The organism is Streptomyces sp. NPDC028298 (genome assembly GCF_055565895.1).
This window is the reverse complement of sequence record NZ_JBVHTL010000001.1, coordinates 850164-869359: the sequence shown is the minus strand read 5'-3', so window position 1 is coordinate 869359 and position 19196 is coordinate 850164. Positions and strand designations below refer to the sequence as shown.

14 protein-coding genes are annotated in these 19196 nt (G+C 72.7%); 8 read left to right on the top strand and 6 right to left on the bottom strand.

Annotation, left to right across the window (positions count from 1 at the left end):
* Position 1 precedes the first annotated feature (1 nt).
* The 4 genes from ACZ4TO_RS03965 to ACZ4TO_RS03950 all read left to right on the top strand — a co-directional run bounded on the left by ACZ4TO_RS03965 (position 2) and on the right by ACZ4TO_RS03950 (position 4755).
* Positions 2-1954, top strand: coding sequence for a fumarate reductase/succinate dehydrogenase flavoprotein subunit (locus tag ACZ4TO_RS03965; RefSeq protein ID WP_468023350.1), 1953 nt, complete (start codon positions 2-4; stop codon positions 1952-1954).
* Positions 1951-2700, top strand: a complete 750-nt coding sequence (locus ACZ4TO_RS03960) for a succinate dehydrogenase/fumarate reductase iron-sulfur subunit (protein ID WP_385038909.1) — start codon at positions 1951-1953, stop codon at positions 2698-2700. Before ACZ4TO_RS03965 ends, ACZ4TO_RS03960 begins: the two co-directional genes overlap by 4 nt.
* A gap of 265 nt (positions 2701-2965) precedes the next feature.
* Positions 2966-3736: a GNAT family N-acetyltransferase gene (locus ACZ4TO_RS03955; protein WP_468023349.1), complete on the top strand. Its 771-nt coding sequence runs from the start codon at positions 2966-2968 to the stop codon at positions 3734-3736.
* Between the two features lie 248 nt (positions 3737-3984).
* Positions 3985-4755, top strand: coding sequence for a lysophospholipid acyltransferase family protein (locus ACZ4TO_RS03950; protein ID WP_385038904.1), 771 nt, complete (start codon positions 3985-3987; stop codon positions 4753-4755).
* Between the two features lie 332 nt (positions 4756-5087).
* Here the strand turns inward: ACZ4TO_RS03950 and ACZ4TO_RS03945 are convergent, their stop codons facing one another.
* Both ACZ4TO_RS03945 and ACZ4TO_RS03940 read right to left on the bottom strand, forming a co-directional pair.
* A complete protein-coding gene (locus tag ACZ4TO_RS03945) occupies positions 5088-7442 on the bottom strand; it encodes an excinuclease ABC subunit UvrA (RefSeq protein ID WP_468023348.1) in 2355 nt (784 codons plus the stop codon).
* A gap of 142 nt (positions 7443-7584) precedes the next feature.
* Positions 7585-8085: a methylated-DNA--[protein]-cysteine S-methyltransferase gene (locus tag ACZ4TO_RS03940; protein ID WP_382779263.1), complete on the bottom strand. Its 501-nt coding sequence runs from the start codon at positions 8083-8085 to the stop codon at positions 7585-7587.
* A gap of 216 nt (positions 8086-8301) precedes the next feature.
* Between ACZ4TO_RS03940 and ACZ4TO_RS03935 the strand changes: the two genes are divergently transcribed.
* The 3 genes from ACZ4TO_RS03935 to ACZ4TO_RS03925 all read left to right on the top strand — a co-directional run bounded on the left by ACZ4TO_RS03935 (position 8302) and on the right by ACZ4TO_RS03925 (position 13038).
* Positions 8302-9075, top strand: coding sequence for a nuclear transport factor 2 family protein (locus ACZ4TO_RS03935; RefSeq protein ID WP_468023347.1), 774 nt, complete (start codon positions 8302-8304; stop codon positions 9073-9075).
* Positions 9076-9159: 84 nt separating this feature from the next.
* Entirely contained in the window at positions 9160-10128 is a 969-nt protein-coding gene (locus tag ACZ4TO_RS03930; RefSeq protein ID WP_382779269.1) for an aldo/keto reductase, read from the top strand.
* A 600-nt stretch (positions 10129-10728) separates the two neighbouring features.
* Positions 10729-13038 carry a ricin-type beta-trefoil lectin domain protein gene (locus ACZ4TO_RS03925; protein ID WP_468023346.1) on the top strand — a complete coding sequence of 770 codons (2310 nt, stop codon included), beginning with the start codon at positions 10729-10731 and terminating at the stop codon, positions 13036-13038.
* Between the two features lie 52 nt (positions 13039-13090).
* On the opposite strand, the gene ACZ4TO_RS03920 is transcribed toward ACZ4TO_RS03925, so the two are convergent.
* The 3 genes from ACZ4TO_RS03920 to ACZ4TO_RS03910 form a co-directional block, all read right to left on the bottom strand.
* A complete protein-coding gene (locus ACZ4TO_RS03920; protein WP_468023345.1) occupies positions 13091-14392 on the bottom strand; it encodes a polysaccharide deacetylase family protein in 1302 nt (433 codons plus the stop codon).
* A 224-nt stretch (positions 14393-14616) separates the two neighbouring features.
* On the bottom strand, positions 14617-15375 hold the full coding sequence (locus ACZ4TO_RS03915; protein WP_468023344.1) for a DUF4232 domain-containing protein: 759 nt from the start codon (positions 15373-15375) through the stop codon (positions 14617-14619).
* A 143-nt stretch (positions 15376-15518) separates the two neighbouring features.
* Positions 15519-16940 carry a serine/threonine-protein kinase gene (locus ACZ4TO_RS03910; protein ID WP_468023343.1) on the bottom strand — a complete coding sequence of 474 codons (1422 nt, stop codon included), beginning with the start codon at positions 16938-16940 and terminating at the stop codon, positions 15519-15521.
* A 46-nt stretch (positions 16941-16986) separates the two neighbouring features.
* On the opposite strand from ACZ4TO_RS03910, the gene ACZ4TO_RS03905 reads away from it, so the two are divergent.
* Positions 16987-17538: an RNA polymerase sigma factor gene (locus ACZ4TO_RS03905; protein WP_385038880.1), complete on the top strand. Its 552-nt coding sequence runs from the start codon at positions 16987-16989 to the stop codon at positions 17536-17538.
* 103 nt (positions 17539-17641) lie between these two features.
* Here the strand turns inward: ACZ4TO_RS03905 and ACZ4TO_RS03900 are convergent, their stop codons facing one another.
* Positions 17642-19003, bottom strand: a complete 1362-nt coding sequence (locus ACZ4TO_RS03900) for a jacalin-like lectin (protein WP_468023342.1) — start codon at positions 19001-19003, stop codon at positions 17642-17644.
* Between the last annotated feature and the right edge of the window lie 193 nt (positions 19004-19196).

Genomic DNA, 19196 nt, shown 5'->3' with positions numbered 1-19196 from the left:
AATGACCACCGAATACGCCCACTTCACGACCGGCGAACCCGTCGCCGACACCAAGGCACCGGCCGGCCCGGTCGAAGAGCGCTGGGACAGGCGCCGCTTCGAGGCCAAGCTGGTCAACCCCGCCAACCGCCGCAAGCACACCGTGATCGTCGTCGGCACCGGCCTCGCGGGCGGCTCCGCCGGCGCCACCCTCGCCGAACAGGGCTACCACGTCGTCCAGTTCTGCTACCAGGACTCCCCGCGCCGGGCCCATTCGATCGCCGCGCAGGGCGGCATCAACGCCGCGAAGAACTACCGCAACGACGGCGACTCCGTGCACCGGCTCTTCTACGACACCGTCAAGGGCGGCGACTTCAGGGCCCGCGAGTCCAACGTCCGCCGCCTGGCGCAGATCTCGGTCGAGATCATCGACCAGTGCGTCGCCCAGGGCGTGCCCTTCGCCCGCGAGTACGGCGGTCTGCTCGACACCCGGTCCTTCGGCGGCGTCCAGGTCTCCCGCACCTTCTACGCCCGCGGCCAGACCGGCCAGCAGCTCCTGCTCGGCGCCTACCAGGCCCTGTCCCGGCAGATCGCCGCCGGCAACGTCGAGATGCACCCGCGCACCGAGATGCTGGACCTGATCGTGGTCGACGGACGCGCCCGCGGCATCGTCGCCCGCGACCTGATCACCGGCCGGATCGACACCCACTTCGCCGACGCGGTCGTCCTGGCGAGCGGCGGCTACGGCAACGTCTTCTACCTCTCGACGAACGCCATGAACTCCAACGCCACCGCGATCTGGCGGGCCCACCGGCGCGGCGCCTACTTCGCCAACCCCTGCTTCACCCAGATCCACCCCACCTGCATCCCGCGCACCGGCGACCACCAGTGCAAGCTGACCCTGATGAGCGAGTCGCTGCGCAACGACGGCCGCATCTGGGTCCCGAAGGCACACGGCGACACCCGCCCGCCGAACGAGATCCCCGAGGAGGAGCGCGACTACTACCTGGAGCGCATCTACCCCTCCTTCGGCAACCTCGTGCCCCGCGACATCGCCTCCCGCGCCGCCAAGAACGTCTGCGACGAGGGCAGGGGAGTGGGCCCCGGCGGCCAGGGCGTCTACCTCGACTTCGCCGACGCCATCCGGCGGATGGGCCGTGCCGCGGTCGAGGAGAAGTACGGCAACCTCTTCGACATGTACGCCCGGATCACCGCCGAGGACCCGTACACCGTGCCCATGCGGATCTACCCCGCCGTGCACTACACGATGGGCGGACTGTGGGTCGACTACGACCTCCAGACCACCGTCCCCGGCCTGTTCGCGATCGGCGAGGCCAACTTCTCCGACCACGGCGCGAACCGGCTCGGCGCCTCCGCCCTCATGCAGGGACTCGCGGACGGCTACTTCGTCCTGCCCTCGACGATCAACGACTATCTCGCCCGCAACCCGAAGCAGCAGCCCGTCACCACCGGACACCCCGCCGTGCAGGAGGTCCTGGCCGAGACCGAGGACCGCGTCAACCTGCTCCTGTCCGTCGACGGCGACCGCACCCCCGACTCCTTCCACCGCGAACTCGGCGAACTCATGTGGGAGTTCTGCGGAATGGCCCGCACCAAGAGCGGCCTGCGCAAGGCCCTCGAACGCATCCCGCAGATCCGCGAGGAGTTCTGGCGGCGCATCAAGGTCCCCGGCAGCGGAGAGGAGTTCAACCAGTCCCTGGAGAAGGCCAACCGCATCGTCGACTACCTCGAACTCGCCGAGCTGATGTGCCTCGACGCACTGCACCGCGCCGAGTCCTGCGGCGGCCACTTCCGCGAGGAGTCCCAGACCCCCGACGGCGAGGCCGCCCGCCGGGACGAGGAGTTCTCGTACGCGGCCGCCTGGGAGTTCACCGACACCGGCACCGCGCCCGTCCTGCACAAGGAAGACCTGGTCTTCGAGTACGTCCACCCCACCCAGCGGAGCTACGCATGAAGCTCACCCTGCGCGTCTGGCGGCAGAAGAACGCCGACGCCGACGGAGCGATGTCCACGTACGAGGTGGACGGCATCTCGGCCGACATGTCCTTCCTGGAGATGCTCGACACCCTCAACGAAGAGCTCATCCTCGCCGGGGACGACCCCGTCGCCTTCGACCACGACTGCCGCGAGGGCATCTGCGGCGCGTGCAGCCTGGTCATCAACGGTGACGCGCACGGACCCGAGCGCACCACCACCTGCCAGCTCCACATGCGCTCCTTCCGCGACGGCGACACGATCGACGTCGAACCCTGGCGGGCCGCCGCCTTCCCGGTCGTCAAGGACCTCGTCGTCGACCGCTCCGCCTTCGACCGCATCATCCAGGCCGGCGGCTACATCACCGCCCCGACCGGCGCCGCGCCCGAGGCGCACGCCACCCCCGTCCCCAAACCCGACGCCGACTTCGCCTTCGAGCACGCGGAGTGCATCGGCTGCGGCGCCTGCGTGGCGGCCTGCCCGAACGGGGCCGCCATGCTGTTCACCTCGGCCAAGATCAACCACCTGAACGTACTGCCGCAGGGCGCCCCCGAGCGGGAGACCCGGGTGCTCGACATGGTCGGACAGATGGACGCGGAGGGCTTCGGCGGCTGCACCCTGGCCGGGGAGTGCGCGACCGCCTGCCCCAAGGGCATCCCGCTGGTCTCCATCACCTCCATGAACAAGGAGTGGCTGCGCGCCACCCGCCGAGCGGGCAAACGTTAGGCACAAAGTCGTTCGCCGTACGGTGCGGACGGGCGGGACCGGGTGTGGTGCTCATACCCCGGTCCCGTCTCGCTTTTCCGGGCACCCCTGTCATTCAGCATCCCCACATCCGCCCTCCTGGCACTGGTCACGCAGGCGCCAACCGGCGTCGGAAGAACAGGAGCGCGCAGACCGTTCGGATCCGGCCTGCCTCCCCCGAGCTCTCGACTCCCTTTGAGCAAGGGGTATCCCCTCCGCCGAACCGGCCCGTGACCAGGAGAGTGCCATGACCGGCGTATCCACCCTCGACAGCCCGACCGAGCCCGTCGCCCCCACCCGCTACACCGTCACCCTGGCCCGCGACGAGGCCGATGTCCGGGCAGCGCAACGGCTCCGCCACGACGTCTTCGCCGGGGAGATGGGCGCCCTCCTGAACACCCCGCAGCCGGGCCTCGACATCGATGCCTTCGACGCCTACTGCGACCACCTGCTGGTCCGCGACACCGAATCGGGGCAGGTCGTCGGCACCTACCGGCTGCTGCCGCCCGAGCGCGCCGCGGTAGCCGGACGGCTCTACTCCGAGAGCGAGTTCGACCTCGGTCCGCTGGCCGGAATTCGCCCCGGACTGGTCGAGGTCGGCCGCTCCTGCGTCCACCCCGACCACCGCGACGGCGCCGTCATCGGACTGATCTGGGCCGGGATCGCCCGCTACATGGTCGACGGCGGCCACGAATGGCTCGCGGGCTGCTGCTCGATACCCCTCGCCGACGGCGGCACCCTCGCCGCGGGCACCTGGGACCGGGTCGCGGCCAAGCACCTGTCCCCCGAGGAGTTCCGCGTCCGCCCCCTGCTGCCCTGGAGCCCCGAGGGCGTCGCCCGGCCCGCCCGCACCGAACTGCCCCCGCTGCTGCGCGGCTATCTGCGCCTCGGCGCCTGGGTGTGCGGCGAGCCCGCGCACGACACGGACTTCGGGGTCGCCGACATGTACGTGCTGCTGTCGATGCGCCGGGTCAACCCGCGCTATCTGCGGCACTTCCTCTCGCTCGTCCCCGCCTGATGAGCACGCCCCGCACCGGAGCGCCGCGCCTCCCCGCCGTCCGCCGCCCCCGGTTCGCCGGAGGGCGGTCGGCGACCGTGCTCTCCGAAGCCATCCCCGCGCCTCGGCGGCCCGCCGCCGGTCCGCTCCCCGTGTCGAGGCCGCCGGCGGCCGGTCCCGTGCCCGCGCGGGGCCGGCGGCCCGCCGCCGGCCCCGTTCGGGGGGCCAGTGCCTGGCTGCCCACCGCTCCCTGCTCGCCGCGCGGCTGCGTGGAGTCCGCGCGGCCCTGGTGGGGTGCGCCCCGCGCCGTCCTGCGGCTGGCCGCGCTGGTGGCCGTCGTCGTCCTCGGGATCGCCCTGATCCCGGCGGCCGGACTGCTGCGGGACCGGCCCCGCCAGAGGTGGATCCGCCGCTGGTGCCTGGCCGTGGTGCACACGGCCGGGGTCCGGACACGGATCACCGGAGCGGCCCGGCCCACCGGCGGCGTGCTGATCGTCGCCAACCACGTCTCGTGGCTGGACATCCCGCTGCTCGCCGCCGTCCGCCCGGCGCGGATGGTCGCCAAGACCGAGGTGCGCGGCTGGCCCGTGATGGGCGCGCTGGCCGCCCGTGGCGGCACGCTCTTCATCGACCGCGACCGGCTGCGCGCCCTGCCCGGCACGGTGGGCCGGGTCGCCGAGACCCTGCGCGGCGGCTCGGCCGTCGCCGCGTTCCCCGAGGGCAGCACCTGGTGCGGCCGGGCCCGGGGCCGCTACCGCAGGGCCCTCTTCCAGGCCGCGCTGGACGCCGGCGTACCGGTCCAGCCGGTGCGTATCCGGTACCGCTCCGCCGACGGGACGGCGAGCACCGCGCCCGCGTTCGTCGGCGAGGACTCGCTGCTCGCCTCCCTGTGGCGGGTGGTGTCGGCACGCGGCCTGGTGGCCGAGGTGGACCTGTCTCCCCCGCTCCCCGCGGGCAGCCACCCCGACCGCCGCTCCCTGGCCGAGGCGGCACAGACCTTCGCAGGCGACCCCGGCGCGGGCGCCGGAGCGCATCTCTGAGGGCCGGTCCGTGTTCCGGTGCGGGGCCCTGAGACCCGGGGCCCCGCCACCGGAGCCGTCCGAGCCGTCCGGGTACCCAGGGGCGGGCCGAGCCGTCCGGGCCGGCCGAGTGCCGGGGGCGGGGCGAAAGGGGGCAGGAGCGGTCCGAGCCGTCCGAGTGCCCGGCGAAAGGTGGGGCGGGAGCCGTCCGAGCCGACCGGGCACCTGGGCGGGGCCGAAGCAGGCCGAGCTGTGCGAGCCGGCACAGCGCCCGGGGCGGGGCGAAACGGGGCCGGAGCCGTCCGAGCCGTCCGGGCATCCGGGTGGGGCCGAAGGAGGCCGGGTCGGATCGGCTAGCGGCGTCCGTTCAGGGCGCGGGCGAGGTAGGGCGCCGTCCGGCCGTTCGTCGCCGCCACCTGCGTGGGTGGTCCGGCGGCCACGATCCGGCCTCCCTCGTCACCTCCGCCCGGCCCGAGGTCGATCACCCAGTCGGCGCCCGCCACCACTGTCATGTCGTGCTCCACCACCACGACGGTGTGACCGGCGTCCACGAGCCCGTGCAACTGGCCCATCAGCACCTCGACATCGGCCGGATGCAGTCCCGTCGTCGGCTCGTCGAGGAGATAGAAGGTGTGCCCCCGGCGGATCCGCTGCAACTCGCTCGCCAGCTTGATGCGCTGGGCCTCGCCGCCCGACAGCTCCGTGGCCGGCTGGCCGAGCCGCAGATAGCCGAGGCCCACGTCCAGCAGGGTGCCGAGGCTGCGCGTGACGGCCGGGGTGTCCGTGTCGGCGAAGAACCGGGCCGCCGCCTCCACCGTGAGATCCAGGATCTGCGCGATGTTCCGTCCCCGGTACGTCACTTCGAGGGTCTCGGGGTTGTAGCGCGCGCCGCCGCAGTCCGGGCACGGGGCGTAGGTGCTGGGCAGGAACAGCAGCTCCACACTCACGAAGCCCTCGCCCTGACAGGTCTCGCAGCGCCCCCCGGCCACGTTGAAGGAGAACCGCCCCACACCGTAGCCGCGCGCCCCGGCCTCCTCCGTCCCGGCGAACACCTTGCGCACGACGTCGAACAGCCCCGTGTAGGTGGCGAGATTGGAGCGGGGGGTTCGGCCGATGGGTCTCTGGTCGACACCGACCAGCCGTCCGACGCCCGCCAGGTCCTCGGTCAACTCGCCGATCAGCGTGGACTTGCCGGAGCCGGAGACCCCGGTGACCGCGGTGAAGACACCGAGCGGGAACTCGGCGGTGACCCCGCGCAGGTTGTGCCGGGTCACCGGGCCGACCGACACCCGCCCCCGAGGGGTGCGCGCCGGGCGCGCCGGTGCCGGGGAGCGGTCGAACAGGAAGCGTGCCGTCGCGGACTCCGGCACATCCTCCAGCGCGGCGACCGGCCCGCTGTGCAGGACCCGCCCGCCGTGCTCCCCGGCCAGCGGTCCCACGTCGACCAGCCAGTCCGCGCCGCGCACGACGTCGAAGTGGTGCTCGACCACGAACACCGAGTTGCCCGCCGCCTTCAGCCGCTCCAGCACGGTGAGCAGGGCCTCCGTGTCCGCCGGGTGCAGCCCCGCGGACGGCTCGTCGAGGACGTACACCACACCGAACAGCCCGGAGCGCAACTGCGTCGCCAGCCGCAGCCGTTGGAGTTCGCCCGCGGAGAGGGTGGGGGTGGCCCGGTCGAGGCTGAGGTAGCCGAGTCCGAGCTCCACGACCGGCGCGATGCGGGAGGCGAGGTCCTCGGTCAGGACGCGCGCGGTCTCGGAGTCGCCCTTGAGGGACTTCGCCAGTTCGACGAGCGGCAGCGCGGCCAGCTCGGCGATGTTCCGCCCCGCGAACGTCACGGCCAGTGCCTCGGGCCGCAGCCTGCTGCCGCCGCACACCGGGCAGGGGGCGGCGGTGAGGAATCGCTCGGCCTTGGCCCGCAGGGTGGCGCTCTTCGTGTCGGAGAAGGTCTTCATGACATAGCGCCGGGCGCTCATGTACGTGCCCTGGTAGGGGCGTTGGATCCGCTCGGCCTCGCGCACCGGATGCACGGTGACCACCGGCTGCTCCTCCGTGAACAGGATCCACTTCCGCTCCTCGGCGGGCAGTTCACGCCAGGGCCGGTCCACGTCGTGGCCGAGCGTGTCGAGGATGTCCCGCAGGTTCTTGCCCTGCCAGGCTCCCGGCCAGGCGGCGATCGCGCCCTCGCGGATCGACAGCTCCGGATCGGGGACCAGCAACTCCTCCGTCGTACGGTGGACTTGTCCGAGGCCGTGGCACTCGGGGCAGGCTCCGGCGGCCGTGTTCGGGGAGAACGCGTCGGAGTCGAGCCGTTCGGCGCCCGCCGGATACCGTCCCGCGCGGGAGAACAGCATCCGCAGCGAGTTGGACAGATTGGTGACCGTGCCCACGGAGGACCGCGAGGTGGGAGCCGACCTGCGCTGCTGAAGCGACACCGCGGGCGGCAGCCCGGTGATCTCCCCGACCTTGGGCGCCCCCACCTGATGGATCAGCCGCCGCGCGTACGGGGCGACCGACTCGAAGTACCGCCGTTGCGCCTCCGCGTAGATCGTGCCGAAGGCCAGCGAGGACTTCCCGGACCCCGACACCCCGGTGAACACCACGAGGACGTCCCGCGGGATGTCGACGTCGACACCCCGCAGATTGTGCTCCCGGGCGCCGCGGACGCGGACGTACGAGTCGAGGGGGCGGCCGTCGGGGCTGGGCATCGGCGGGACTCCTGGGGGCGGCCCGTACCGCGGTCCGTGGGCCGCGGCCCGGCCGTCGGCGGGGCAGGGGGTTGGGGGTAGGGGGCAAACCCCACGATTCTAGGCCGCGCCCGGTCCCGCTACCCGGGCGCGCCCCCGCCGGTCAGGACGGCTCGTTCTCCAGGTCGAGGAGCTGCCGCTTGCGTTCCAGGCCTCCGGCGTATCCGGTGAGCGCCCCGGTCGCGCCGATCACGCGGTGGCAGGGGCGGACGATCAGCAGCGGGTTGGCGCCGATCGCCGTACCGACGGCGCGGACCGCCGCCCTGGACGCCCCGATCCGCGCGGCGACCTCCCCGTAGCTGACCGTGGTGCCGTACGGGATGGTCTCCAGGGCCTTCCAGACGCGCCGCTGGAAGTCGCTGCCGCTCGTCACGTACTCGATGTCGAAGGCGGTGAGCCGGCCGTCGAAGTACGAACCGAGCTGGGAGACGATCTCCCGGAACGCCTCCGGGTCCTCGTGCCAGCCCTCCTGGACGACCGCGCCGCGCTTCTGGTCCGGCACGGACAGCGCGGCCAGCGCCGTACCGCCCTTGGCGGTGGCCGACTCCTCACCCACCAGCAGCAGTCGGCCGAGCGGGCTGTCCATGGTCGTGTAGACCGTCATCGGTCGGTCCTTTCCGAGTTCTCGCAGCGTGTTCACCCTCAACAGTGCGCCCTGCGCCGGCTTCCGTCCGGCGGGATTCGGACACGGCGCTGAGTCGGTGGCCGCTCGCCGCCGTGCGGGCGTGTTCGGCGGTGCCGGGCGGCCCGCTGGGGTCGCGCCGGGGCCGGTGCGGGCACACGATCGAAGTCGACCACTCCGCACGCCCCAGGAGTCCTGATGGTCTGGATCCCGCAGATCCCCGACCTCGTCGGCCGGCTCGGCGCCACCGAGCTCGCCGACGCCCTGCGCGACCCGGCGACGGCCACCGTACCCGTCGCCCTGGACGACCCGGAGGCCGGCCGGATCAGCGGCGTCGCCGTCCTGGCGGCCTGGCTCGCCGTGCAGGACACCTGGAGGGCGGAACGGAAGGCGGAGATCGAGGAGGTCGCCACCACCTTCGGCGAGGGGCGGGCCGTGGGGGAGTGGGTCGTCCACCTGGAGGGCGCGGAGGGTGAGCGCGTCGGGCTGCCCGTGGCCGCCGCGGTCGACCTCGCCTCCGCGCTCCCGGTGCGGATCCACCACTCCCGCCTGCCGCTGCTCGGCCGGCACGCCGTGCGCCGTCCGATGGTGCCGCCCGACCCCTCGGCCCGCGCCTCCGGCGTGGTGGACGGCTATCTGGCCGCCCTCGGCGCGGGGGACACCGCGGCCGCCGTCGCCGCCTTCGCTCCGGACGGGACCTTCCGGGGGCCGTCCGCCGACACGGACCGCTGCACGGGGACCGGAGAGCTGACCGAGCTCCACGACATCCTCTTCTCCGCAGGCGGCGGCATTCCGCTCACGCTGTGCACCGTCACCGAGGACGGCGAGCGCAGCGCGTTCGAGTACGTCGTCGACCGCTGGGGCGGCACAGAGCTGCCCCCGCAGCCGGGCCTCGCGGTCTGCGCCCTCGGCACCGATGGCCTGATCGCGTCGGCGCGGGTGTACGACGACGTGGAAGCACCGGTGGAGTAGGGCTGCCGGGCCCGTGGCGCGGGCAGGGTTCTGTCCTCGGATCTCCCCGCCCCACCCCCACCGGCACCGAGAGCAGGAGTGAGCATGCGGTACGTGAAACTCGGATCGACGGGTCTGGACGTCTCCCGGATCTGCCTTGGCTGCATGAGTTTCGGTCTGCCCGACCGGGGCGTCCACGCGTGGACCCTCGACGAGGAGGCCTCGCGCCCCCTGATCCGGCAGGCCCTGGAGTCCGGGATCACCTTCTTCGACACGGCCAACGTGTACTCGGACGGCACCAGTGAGGAGATCGTCGGACGGGCGCTCGGCGAGTTCGCCCGCCGCGACGAGATCGTCGTCGCCAGCAAGGTCAACGGCGCGATGCACGAGGGCCCCAACGGCCGTGGCCTGTCCCGCAAGGCGATCATGACGGAGATCGACAACAGTCTGCGCCGCCTGGGCACCGACTACATCGACCTCTACCAGATCCACCGCTTCGACCGTCACACCCCCGTCGAGGAGACGATGGAGGCGCTGCACGACGTGGTCAAGGCGGGCAAGGTCCGCTATCTCGGGGCGAGTTCGATGTACGCGTGGGAGTTCTCCAAGGCCCAGTACACGGCCACGCTGCACGGCTGGACCCGCTTCGTCTCCATGCAGAACCACTACAACCTCCTCTACCGCGAGGAGGAGCGCGAGATGCTGCCGCTCTGCGCCGACCAGGGGGTCGGCGTCCTGCCGTGGAGCCCGCTCGCCCGCGGGCGGCTCACCCGTGACTGGGACGCGGTCACCGAACGCAGCCGGGCCGACGCGTTCGGCCGGAACCTGTACCAGGACGGCGACCGCGAGATCGCCGGCGCGGTCGCGCGCATCGCCGCCGAGCGCGGGGTGCCGCGCGCCAGGATCGCGCTCGCCTGGCTGCTGGGGCGCGACACCGTGACCGCGCCCATCGTCGGCGCCACCAGGGCGGCGCACATCGAGGACGCGGTCGCCTCGCTCGACGTGGAGCTCTCGGAGAAGGAGACCGAGGAGCTGGAACAGCCGTACACGCCCCGGGCGATCAGCGGTCACTGACACACACGGAAGGGCCGGCCGTCGCCGGGCGTGTGTGTCGGGCATACGCGGTCGTGCGGCTGTCGACGGGCGTGTGCGTCGGGTGTACGCGGTCGGGCGGCTGTCGACGGGCGTGCCTCGTGCCCGTCGACAGCCGGCTCCGGCTGACCAGGAATTACGTGCGGAATGACGCTCGGATGAGCGCGTGAGAGCGCTCCCATTGCGGAGACTTCGGACGGAAGGGAGACCCCCCGGGGTTTCCGAATTTCTTTTGGAGCGGCCCGGCTGACATTTGGTCAATATTCCCGGCCGGGCCGTATTAGGAGAAAATCCGGGATCGCTTGTTCCGGCTCGCCGCCCTGTGCAAAGGTGGGCGTTGTCGGCGTGCAGACAATATTGACTTCGTTCTGCACGCATGCGGCGCGCCCGCTCCCTCTCGCCCGGAAGGGCCGCCGGAGGTGGTCGTTCGCGACGCCGGCCCCCATGGGCAGGCCCTCCGGTTCCGACGGGCGGTCTACATACCCATTGGTATGGACTATTTACCGCGCTGCCTTTGGAAGGAAAGCGGACGTGAATGACGGAACGCTGCCTCATTCGTCTGACCCCGACCGTGTGTTCGAGGTGTCGGATGAACGGCTCGCGGCCGAGCTGAAGAGGCAGGGTGGCGCGACCGCGAACTATCCGGTCGGAGAACTCCTGGACCGCCACTGGGAGGCGGTGTTCTCTTACGCGCGGCTGTGCACCGGCGGTGTACGTCCCGCAGGAATGCTCACGACCGCCTCATTCACGCGTCTGTTCGGGGATTCGCTGCACCAGGGCGGACCGAGCGCCGCCTGGCGCCCCCACCTGCTCGTCACCGTCCGCCGCATAGCCGCCGAGTGGCTGATGGACGCGCGGCGCGAACTGCTCGATCCCGGGCTCCTGGCCAAGACGGACGGCGCGGACCGGGCGGCGGCACGGCTGCTTCCCCCGGAGAACCGGCGGCTGATCTCCCGGGCGTTCCAGCGCCTGCCCGAGCCGGCCCGCTGCCTGCTGTGGCACGGGGAGGTGGAGGCCGAACGACCGGAGGTCCCCGCGGCCCTGTTGGGGATCTTCCCCGAGGACGCGGTCACCGAACTGGAGCGGGCCAGGGAGCGCCTGCGCCAGGGCTGTCTGGAGATCCACCACGAACTCGCCCCCAGCCAGGAGTGCCGCCGCTACCACCGCATGCTCGACGCCTCCTTCCGACGCGGCGGTACGGTCCTCGATCCCGACCTGCGCGGCCACATGGACGCGTGCGGCCACTGCCGTTACGCGGCCGACCAGTTGAGCCGGTTCAACGGGGAACTCGCCGTCCCGCTCGCCGAGGCGGTGCTCGGGTGGGGCGCGCACGCCTATGCGACCTCCCGGCGGGCGCGGGCCGCCGCGGCCGCGGACGCGGCCCAGGAGCCCTACGGTGACCCGGCTGACGGAGGCGCGGTCCGCGCCGGGGGAGTGCCGGGCGCCGACGGCGGTCCGGCCACCGGGACCGCCGGCATCGTCGAGTTCCTGCCCGACGCCGACGGCGTACGCACCCCGGGCTTTCCGCCGCCCACCGGGTCGGACGTCGACTGGTCCACCGGCAACCCGAACCTGGACCCAGAAGCGGCCGTGCCGGGGCCTGCCGCGCCGTCCGGACCGGGTGTCTCCGCGCCGTCCGGACCGGGTGTCTCCGCGCCCCTGGGGGACGACCGGCCCCTCCGCCGCCAGGACGAGCAGTCCTTCGGCCGTCCGGAGGACCGGTCCTTCAGGCGTCGGGACGACCGGCCCTCCCGCCGTCGGGGCGCGTCCCGGTCCGGTGCCGGGACCCGCTCCTCGCGTTCCGCGGGAGGCGGCGGGACGCGCGCCACCGGCTCGGCCGGAGGCGCCGAAGCCGGGATCTCCGGCTCCGTGGCAGGGACCGAATCCGGCAGTTTCCGCTCCGAGGCGGGTACCGAATCCGGCAGCTCCGGCTCCGTTGGAGGCACCGGAACCCGTGCCTCCCGCAGGGTTGCCGGGCGCAAGGCGGCCCGGCGCGCTCCGGGCCGCCGCAATGTCGCCGTCGCCGTGCTCACGCTCGGCGCGCTGATCATGGTCCCGCTGGTCCTGTGGATGTCCGACAACGATGCCGACGGCCGACACGACACGGCCGACGGCGGCCGCTCCGCCGACGCGCCGAGCCGCAGCACCGACCCGTCGTGGGCCCGGACCGGCGAGAAGAAGGACGGCACGATGCGCGGGCGGCTGCGCAACGTCGCGACCGGCCGCTGCGTCGGCTTCGCCGGGACGACACCGGCGATCGGTGCCGAGGCCCGGCTCATCCCGTGCTCCTCGGAGTCGGCGACGGAATGGTCGTACGGGACCGACGGGCTGCTGCGCGACGCGGCCCACCCCGGCCTGTGCCTGGACTCGCACCTCGGCTACTCCGTCCAACTGGCCCCCTGCACGGACGCGTCGCGGCCGGGGGCGAAGAACGTCCGCTACGAGCTCACCCTCCAGGGCCTGCTCGTGCCGCGCTGGAACCCGGATCTGGCCCTCGTCCCGGCCTCGGCCGAGGGGGAGTCGGCGCTCGTCCTCAAACTCCGCGAGGACGAGCCGATCCAGCACTGGACCTTCGACCCCTCGTCGCCCTCGCTCCAACTGGAGGTCGTCAACTGGGACTCCACGGACGGCGACGCCAAGGGCTCCACCACAGGGAAGCCGACCGCGTCCGCCACGGCGACCGCCGGCACCCGGACGCCCACCACCACGACCGCGCCCCCCGGCCACGCCACGCCGTCCGCCGAGCCGTCCGACGGCTCCTGCGGCTCGGTGTCCGCCTCCTGCCCGGGAGACGGCCTCAACGGCTCCCGCCGGGACGGCGGTTACGGTACGGGCTCCGGGTCCGGCGGCTACGGATCGTTCGGCGGAGGAGGCCAGGGAAGCCGCCGGTGACGCGACGGACACCGGCGGCCGTGGGGCGTGTGGCCGCGTGGCCGCGAGGCCGTCAGGACGCCGCGGCGCCGGGAGAGCCGGTCGCCGAACCGGCCGTGCCCGCCTGGCCAGTTGTATCCGCTGTGCTCGCCGAACCCTTCGCCCCCGCCGTGCCCAGGAACTCGTCCCAGCCGCCGAGCGGCGACTGACCCGGGCCGAGCGTGCGCAACTTCCGCAGAACCGCGGGGTCCTGGGCCTCCAGCCAGGTGACGAGCTGACGGAAGGAGACCATGCGGACGTCGTCGTGTGCCGCCATCCGGGAGAGAGCCTCCTCGACGGCGTCCATGTAGATGCCGCCGTTCCAGCGCTCGAAGTGGTTGCCGATGAAGAGCGGGGCCCTGTTGCCCTCGTAGGCGCGGCGGAAGCCGGCGAGGTAGCTGTCGCGGGCCTGGACGCGCCAGGCGTCGTACCGGGTGCGGTCGCCGAGCGGATTCGCACCGGACTGATTGGCCATCAGGTTGTAGTCCATCGACAGGACCTGGAAGGAATGGCCGGGGAACGGGATGGACTGGAGCGGGAAGTCCCAGATCTTGCCGCCCTGCACCTTGGCGGGCCACATCTGGAGCCCGCCGGGCGAACTGGCGTCGTACTTCCAGCCCAGCGCGGCGGCGGGCGGCAGCAGATTCGCCTGACCTTCCAGACAGGGGGTGCGGCCGCCGGTCAGCTCCTTGTCGTAGTCGAACGGGAGCGGTTCGAGGTCGGTGAAGCCGGTGTTGGTCCGCCACTCGGTGACGAACTTCTTGGCCTGCGCTATCTCGCTGCGCCACTCGGCGGGCGACCAGCGGCGGACCCCGTCCGCACCGCAGAAGTGACCGTTGAAGTGGGTGCCGATCTCGTGCCCCTCCAGCCAGGCCGCGCGTATCTGCTGGAGGGTCGCGTGGATGTGCCGGTCGGAGAGATAGCCGATGGCGGAGGCGCCCACGGGGTGCTGCGGCGGGTGGTAGAGGTGCTTCTTCGACTCCGGCAGCGTGTAGATGCCGCTGAGGAAGAACGTCATCGACGCCCCGTGGTCGGCCGCGACCTTGCGGAACCGGGAGAACAGCTTGTTGCTCAGCTCGCCCGCGCCGTCCCAGGAGAAGACGACGAACTGAGGGGGCCGTTCACCGGGCTTCAGCCGCTTCGCCTTCGGCTGCCCCGGCTGGGCGCCGGTGTCGGCCGTCGACCCGTCGCCGATCAACCGGACCGGCCGCGGCCGCGCCGGGCCGTCGCCCCCGCCTCCCACGGACCAGTCCTTCGCCGAGCAGGCCGACAGGGCGCCCAGTGCGCCCGCCGACGCCGTCGCGGCCAGCAGTCGCCTGCGTGAGACACCGCTCATCTCATCCCCCGATGCTCTTGGCACCGGCCCGGGTCCGGGGCCGGTGCCTTCGTCAGAACGACGCGCCTTTCGCGGGGTGCGTCAAACGGTGGGATGCGTGAAATTCCGGAAAGGGTCGCGGGAAGCGGGACACGTTGCCGTTCTGTGACAAATCCCGCTGCCCCAGGGGCGGTTGGCGGGCCAAGGAGCGCCCCTGTCCGGTGCGGCGACGGCCGGGCGCACGGTCAGGGGGCGCTCCCGGGGCGGACGACCGTCAGGGAGACCGACGAGGCGTTGCCCGACACGGGCACCTTGCCCTGGGTCCACGCCACGGTGAGCGAGTCCCGTTCGTCCGGCGGCGTGACGATCAGGGAGGCGGGAGTCGCCGTCTCCGCCCCGCTGATCTCCGGGTTGGAGAAGGTCAGTCCGGACCAGGCGCTGTGGCCGGGCGTGAGCGCGACGGTCGTGGGCGTGCCGGAGGACCGCCGTGGATCGGGTCCGAGCTGCTTGCCGGACGCGTCGACGAAGGCCGCGCCGGGGTAACCGCGCACGGTGCAGACGCGCTTGGACGTGTTCGTCAGGACGATCGGGAAGTTCTCCTGGCCCGCTCCGGGGTCGTTGCGGCCGACGGAGGCGCGCAGTTCCGAGGTGTGGCAGCGCCCGCCGCCCGCGGCGCTCCCGGCGGAGGCCGAAGCGGACCCGCTCCCCGTCCCGGACCCGGTCTTCGAGGACGAGGCGCTCGACGCCGGGCCGGCCGACTTGGTGGAACCCGCCGTCGGGTCCGTGCTCGCATCGGTGCTCGTGCCGCCGCCGGAGGCCGGTCCGGCCGTGCCGGGCAGCGTCTTCGGCGAACTCTGCGGGGTGCCGCTGCCGCAGGCGGTCAGCACACTCAGCAGGGCGACACCCGCGAGCAGCGCGGCCCGCCGGGCCCCGGGTGCCGCGCCGTGCGCGGACCCCGTGCCGGTCCGGTCCGTGTCCGCCGCCGTGTCCGGGAAGGTCGACATGTCACCACTCCTTGCGAATCTCCGTACGAGCTCGTCGCACATGCGCGAGGCGCGTCGCGCCCCGTCATTCCTCTTGGATGCGCCCGGGAGCCGAAAAGTTCGCGGGATCGCGGACGGGTTCGGGCGGGACCGCCCGCCCAGGATCACGCTTCGAGGCGTACGGAGCCGATGACACCGTCGGCCGTGTCTTCGGTGCCGCTCTCCTGGCGGATCTGGACGTACACCTGAGGCCGGGTGCCGGTCCCCGTCGCGGTCAGCGCGGCCTCGGTGAGGCGGCCGTCCGGGCCGGGACAGCCGTCCCAGGTCCGTATCAGCCCGTGCCAGCGCCCGCCGGCATAGGCGTGGCTTCCGGCGTAGTGGCACCCCGGGTGCGTGACGGCCCGGACCGCGCCGGTCACGTCGCCGTGTCCCGCGAGTCCGACGAAGACCCCGTCGACCCGGGCGTGGAGGTCCGGCCAGCGTGTCAGGCGGTTCGCGACGACCAGGCCGGGTTCCGTACCGTCCCCGAGGCCCAGCGACCGCGGATTCCACCCGGAGTCGCGCACCTGCCCGCCCCAGGAGGCCGGTACCTCCACCGCGATCCGGCCCGTGCCGTCCTCGACCGTGAGGGTCCTCGCGCCGGGTCCGTCCGTCAGCAGGACGGCGGTGACTCCGACGGCGCAGGCCACGGCGACGCCGGCCGACGCGAGGATCGCGGTGCGCCGGGGCCGCCCGGACCGCTGGTTCCGCCGGGGCGGCCGGTTCCGCCGGGACGCGGGGACAGTTTCGTCCGCGGCCTCCCCGGCCAGCCGTTCGAGCTCCGCCGCGAAGGCCTCGGCGCTCGGCCAGCGCCGCTCCCGGTCGGGTTCCATGGCGCGCAGCAGCGCCCGTCCGACGCCCGGACCGATGTCCGTACGGAGCCGGTCGGGGCGTTCGGACCTGCCCGGCGGGCCCGGAACCGAACCCGTGACGAGGTGGTGGCCGAGGGCGCCCAGGCTGTACACGTCGGCCCGCGCGTCGATCCCGTATCCCGCCTGAGCCTGTTCGGGCGGGGCGTAGCCGGCCGAGCCCGCCGCGATGGTGAGTCCGGAGGCCTGGGCCAGACTCTTGGCGAGGCCGAGGTCGGCCAGCAGCACCCGGTCGGCCCCGCCGGGGGTCGCGCGCAGCAGCACGTTGGACGGCTTGATGTCGCGGTGCACGATCCCGGCCGCGTGCAGGGCGGCCGCGGCCCGCGCCGCCAGCGCCGTCAGACGCAGCGCCTCGGCGACGGGCAGCGGTCCGGCCTCGATCCGGTCGGCGAGGGTGCCGCCGTCGGCGTACTCCATGACGAAGTAGGGTCGTCCGTCGGGGAGTTCACCGATGTCGTAGACGTGGACGACCCGGCTGGAGTCGGCCTTGCGCAGCAACCGGGCCTCGGAGAGGAAGCGTTCGCGGATGTCGAGGCGGTCGACCCAGTTCTCGGTGAGCACCTTGACCGCGACGGCTGCGTCGAGGACGTCGTCGTGGGCGAGCCAGACCACGCCGAAACCGCCCGCTCCCAGGCGCCGTTCGAGGCGGTAACGGCCGATCCGCTCCAGCGAGTGCATACGACTATCATGCCTGGCCTTCGGCCGGCATCGAGGGGAGCGTCAGGTGGGCGACGCGGCGGAGACCGAGGAACTCGCGCGGCGGGCGGCGGCCGGGGACCGGGCGGCACTCGACGTCCTGCTGCGGCAGGTCCGGCCCGAGGTCGTCCGCCGGTGCGGACGCTTTCTCCCCTGCCGTGAGGACGCCGAGGAGGCGGCCCAGGACGTCCTCCTCCAAGTCGCGCGCGGGATAACGGCGTTCGAGGGCCGCAGCCGGTTCAGCACCTGGCTGTACACGGTGGTCGCCAACTGCGCCCGGCAGAAGTACCGCGAGCTGAAGCGGCGGGCCGCCGAGCGGCCCGAGGTCATCGACGCCGCGCGGTACGTCGATCCGCGGACGACGAGCGTCATCGCGGGTTCCCGGATCGACCTGCTGGAGGCCCTTGAGCGGCTGGAGCGTGAACACCCGCATCTGGTCGAGCCGTTGGTCTACCGGGACATCTGCCGGCTCGAGTACGCGGAGGCCGCCGAGCGCGTCGGCGTTCCGCTCGGCACGCTCAAGTCCCGTCTGCACGAGGCCCGTAAGAGGGTCAGGCCGTGGTTGTCCGACGCGTCCTGACCGCTTCCCGCCGGGTTCCAGGACCCGGCGGGAACGGTTCGGGTGCTTGCGGTGCGGCCGGCGCGGTCGGCGTCGGGTGGCCGGTCAGCGCCGGCGTGCCCGGTCAGCGCTGGGTGTAGATGAAGCCGATCTTGTCGACCTCGTCCCCCGCGCGGCCGTGGAAGCCGGCGATCTGCCGCCCGCTCGGCGCGGTGCGCGTCACGCAGTCCGACGTCGTCGTACCTCCGGACAGCGTTCTCCCGAGGTTCGTGGTGAACTTCGCGTAGAAGATGCGGGTATGACTGTCCTTCACGCCTTGGCAGAGCTGCGCGGAGGTGACGTACTCGCCGCTGCCGAGCGTCAGCGAGGAGGCGGTGCCACCCGTGCCGCCGTGCGTGAACGTCGTGCCGTCGCTCAGCGTCAGCCCCAGCCGGTCGACCCGTGAACCGCTGCCGATGGACACCACGGACGCGCGGGCGCCGGCCGGCACCCGGACGATGTCGTTGAAGTAGCTGCCGTGCGGCCCGCCGAACTGGTCGCTGAGCTGGAAGGCACTGCTGCGGGACCAGGTGAACGACGCGGTGATCGGGTCGTGGTCGGAGAGCATCAGGCCGTCGGAGGTCAGGAAGCGCGTGTGCTCGTTGTGGTAGCTCGTCGCGTCGAGCGTGACCGACTTGCTGCCGCGGTAGAGGATCTTGTCGACGACCTCGCAGGTGTCGGGCACGGTGGTGCCGCTCTGGTCGCAGACGAGGGCGTCGCTTCCCTTGGCCGGCGCGGATCCGCCGCGGACGAGCTGGACCCAGGCGTCCGACAGTCCGTTGGCGGCGGCGAACTCCGCGATGTTGTCGCCGGAGCGGGTGTACCGGGTGTTCGTGTCGCCCATGACGACGACGGCGTTGCCCGCGGAACGGCTGCTGATGAACGCGGTGAGCTGGGCGAGGTTGTCGGCTCGGGAGGCGAGGTCGCCGGTACTGGTGCCCGCGTTCGTGTGCACGTTGTAGAAGTCGACGTACACGCCGTCGGCGAGGCGTTCGCGCATGAACGTGAAGCCCTTGGGGGTGAGGCAGTCACCGGAGTCGAGCTGGCAGGAGTTCCAGCCGACCCGCTCGAAGTCGTCGGTGTCGTACGAGATCTTCGAGAGGGTGTTGAGGCCGCTGCCGATGCCGGCGCCACCACTGGTCGGGGTGCGGTAGGCGTGCGCCGTGTCCGCCGCGTACAGGGCCGCGTGATAGTTGAAGTCCTCCTCGACATGGACGATGTCGTAGGGGGCGATGAGCCCGCCGATCGCCGTGGTCGCGCTCTGGCGGGGTGTCGGCGCGCTGGAGATGCCTTCGGGCAGCCCGGCGACGTTGTAGCTGAGCACGCTGAAGGTGCCGGAGTCGGCGGCCGTCGCGGGGGACGCGGCCGCGGTGAGCCCGCCGAGCGCGGCGGCTGCCGCCGCCGCACCGGCGAGAAGTCTGCGGAGAGGGGACATCGGGGGTGACATCGCGGGTGTCTCCAGGGGACGAAGGGACGTCAAGAACCGACCGGGAAGGGGGCGTCGGCCTTGTCGGTGGCGGTGGAGATCGGATCGATGCGCAGCACAGAGTTTGCGTGCCGGAGGTGACGGTCCGGGTGGTCCGTCCGGTCTCCTCGGTGAAGGAGCGGCGATGGCGAGGATGTCCCTCCGCTGACCGACA

Coding starts and splice junctions, on each gene's coding strand:
- ACZ4TO_RS03965 (WP_468023350.1), top strand. CDS start 2: ATGACCACCGAATACGCCCACTTCACGACCGGCGAACCCGTCGCCGAC.
- ACZ4TO_RS03960 (WP_385038909.1), top strand. CDS start 1,951: ATGAAGCTCACCCTGCGCGTCTGGCGGCAGAAGAACGCCGACGCCGAC.
- ACZ4TO_RS03955 (WP_468023349.1), top strand. CDS start 2,966: ATGACCGGCGTATCCACCCTCGACAGCCCGACCGAGCCCGTCGCCCCC.
- ACZ4TO_RS03945 (WP_468023348.1), bottom strand. CDS start 7,442: ATGCCCAGCCCCGACGGCCGCCCCCTCGACTCGTACGTCCGCGTCCGC.
- ACZ4TO_RS03940 (WP_382779263.1), bottom strand. CDS start 8,085: ATGACGGTCTACACGACCATGGACAGCCCGCTCGGCCGACTGCTGCTG.
- ACZ4TO_RS03935 (WP_468023347.1), top strand. CDS start 8,302: ATGGTCTGGATCCCGCAGATCCCCGACCTCGTCGGCCGGCTCGGCGCC.
- ACZ4TO_RS03930 (WP_382779269.1), top strand. CDS start 9,160: ATGCGGTACGTGAAACTCGGATCGACGGGTCTGGACGTCTCCCGGATC.
- ACZ4TO_RS03920 (WP_468023345.1), bottom strand. CDS start 14,392: ATGAGCGGTGTCTCACGCAGGCGACTGCTGGCCGCGACGGCGTCGGCG.
- ACZ4TO_RS03915 (WP_468023344.1), bottom strand. CDS start 15,375: ATGTCGACCTTCCCGGACACGGCGGCGGACACGGACCGGACCGGCACG.
- ACZ4TO_RS03910 (WP_468023343.1), bottom strand. CDS start 16,940: ATGCACTCGCTGGAGCGGATCGGCCGTTACCGCCTCGAACGGCGCCTG.
- ACZ4TO_RS03900 (WP_468023342.1), bottom strand. CDS start 19,003: ATGTCACCCCCGATGTCCCCTCTCCGCAGACTTCTCGCCGGTGCGGCG.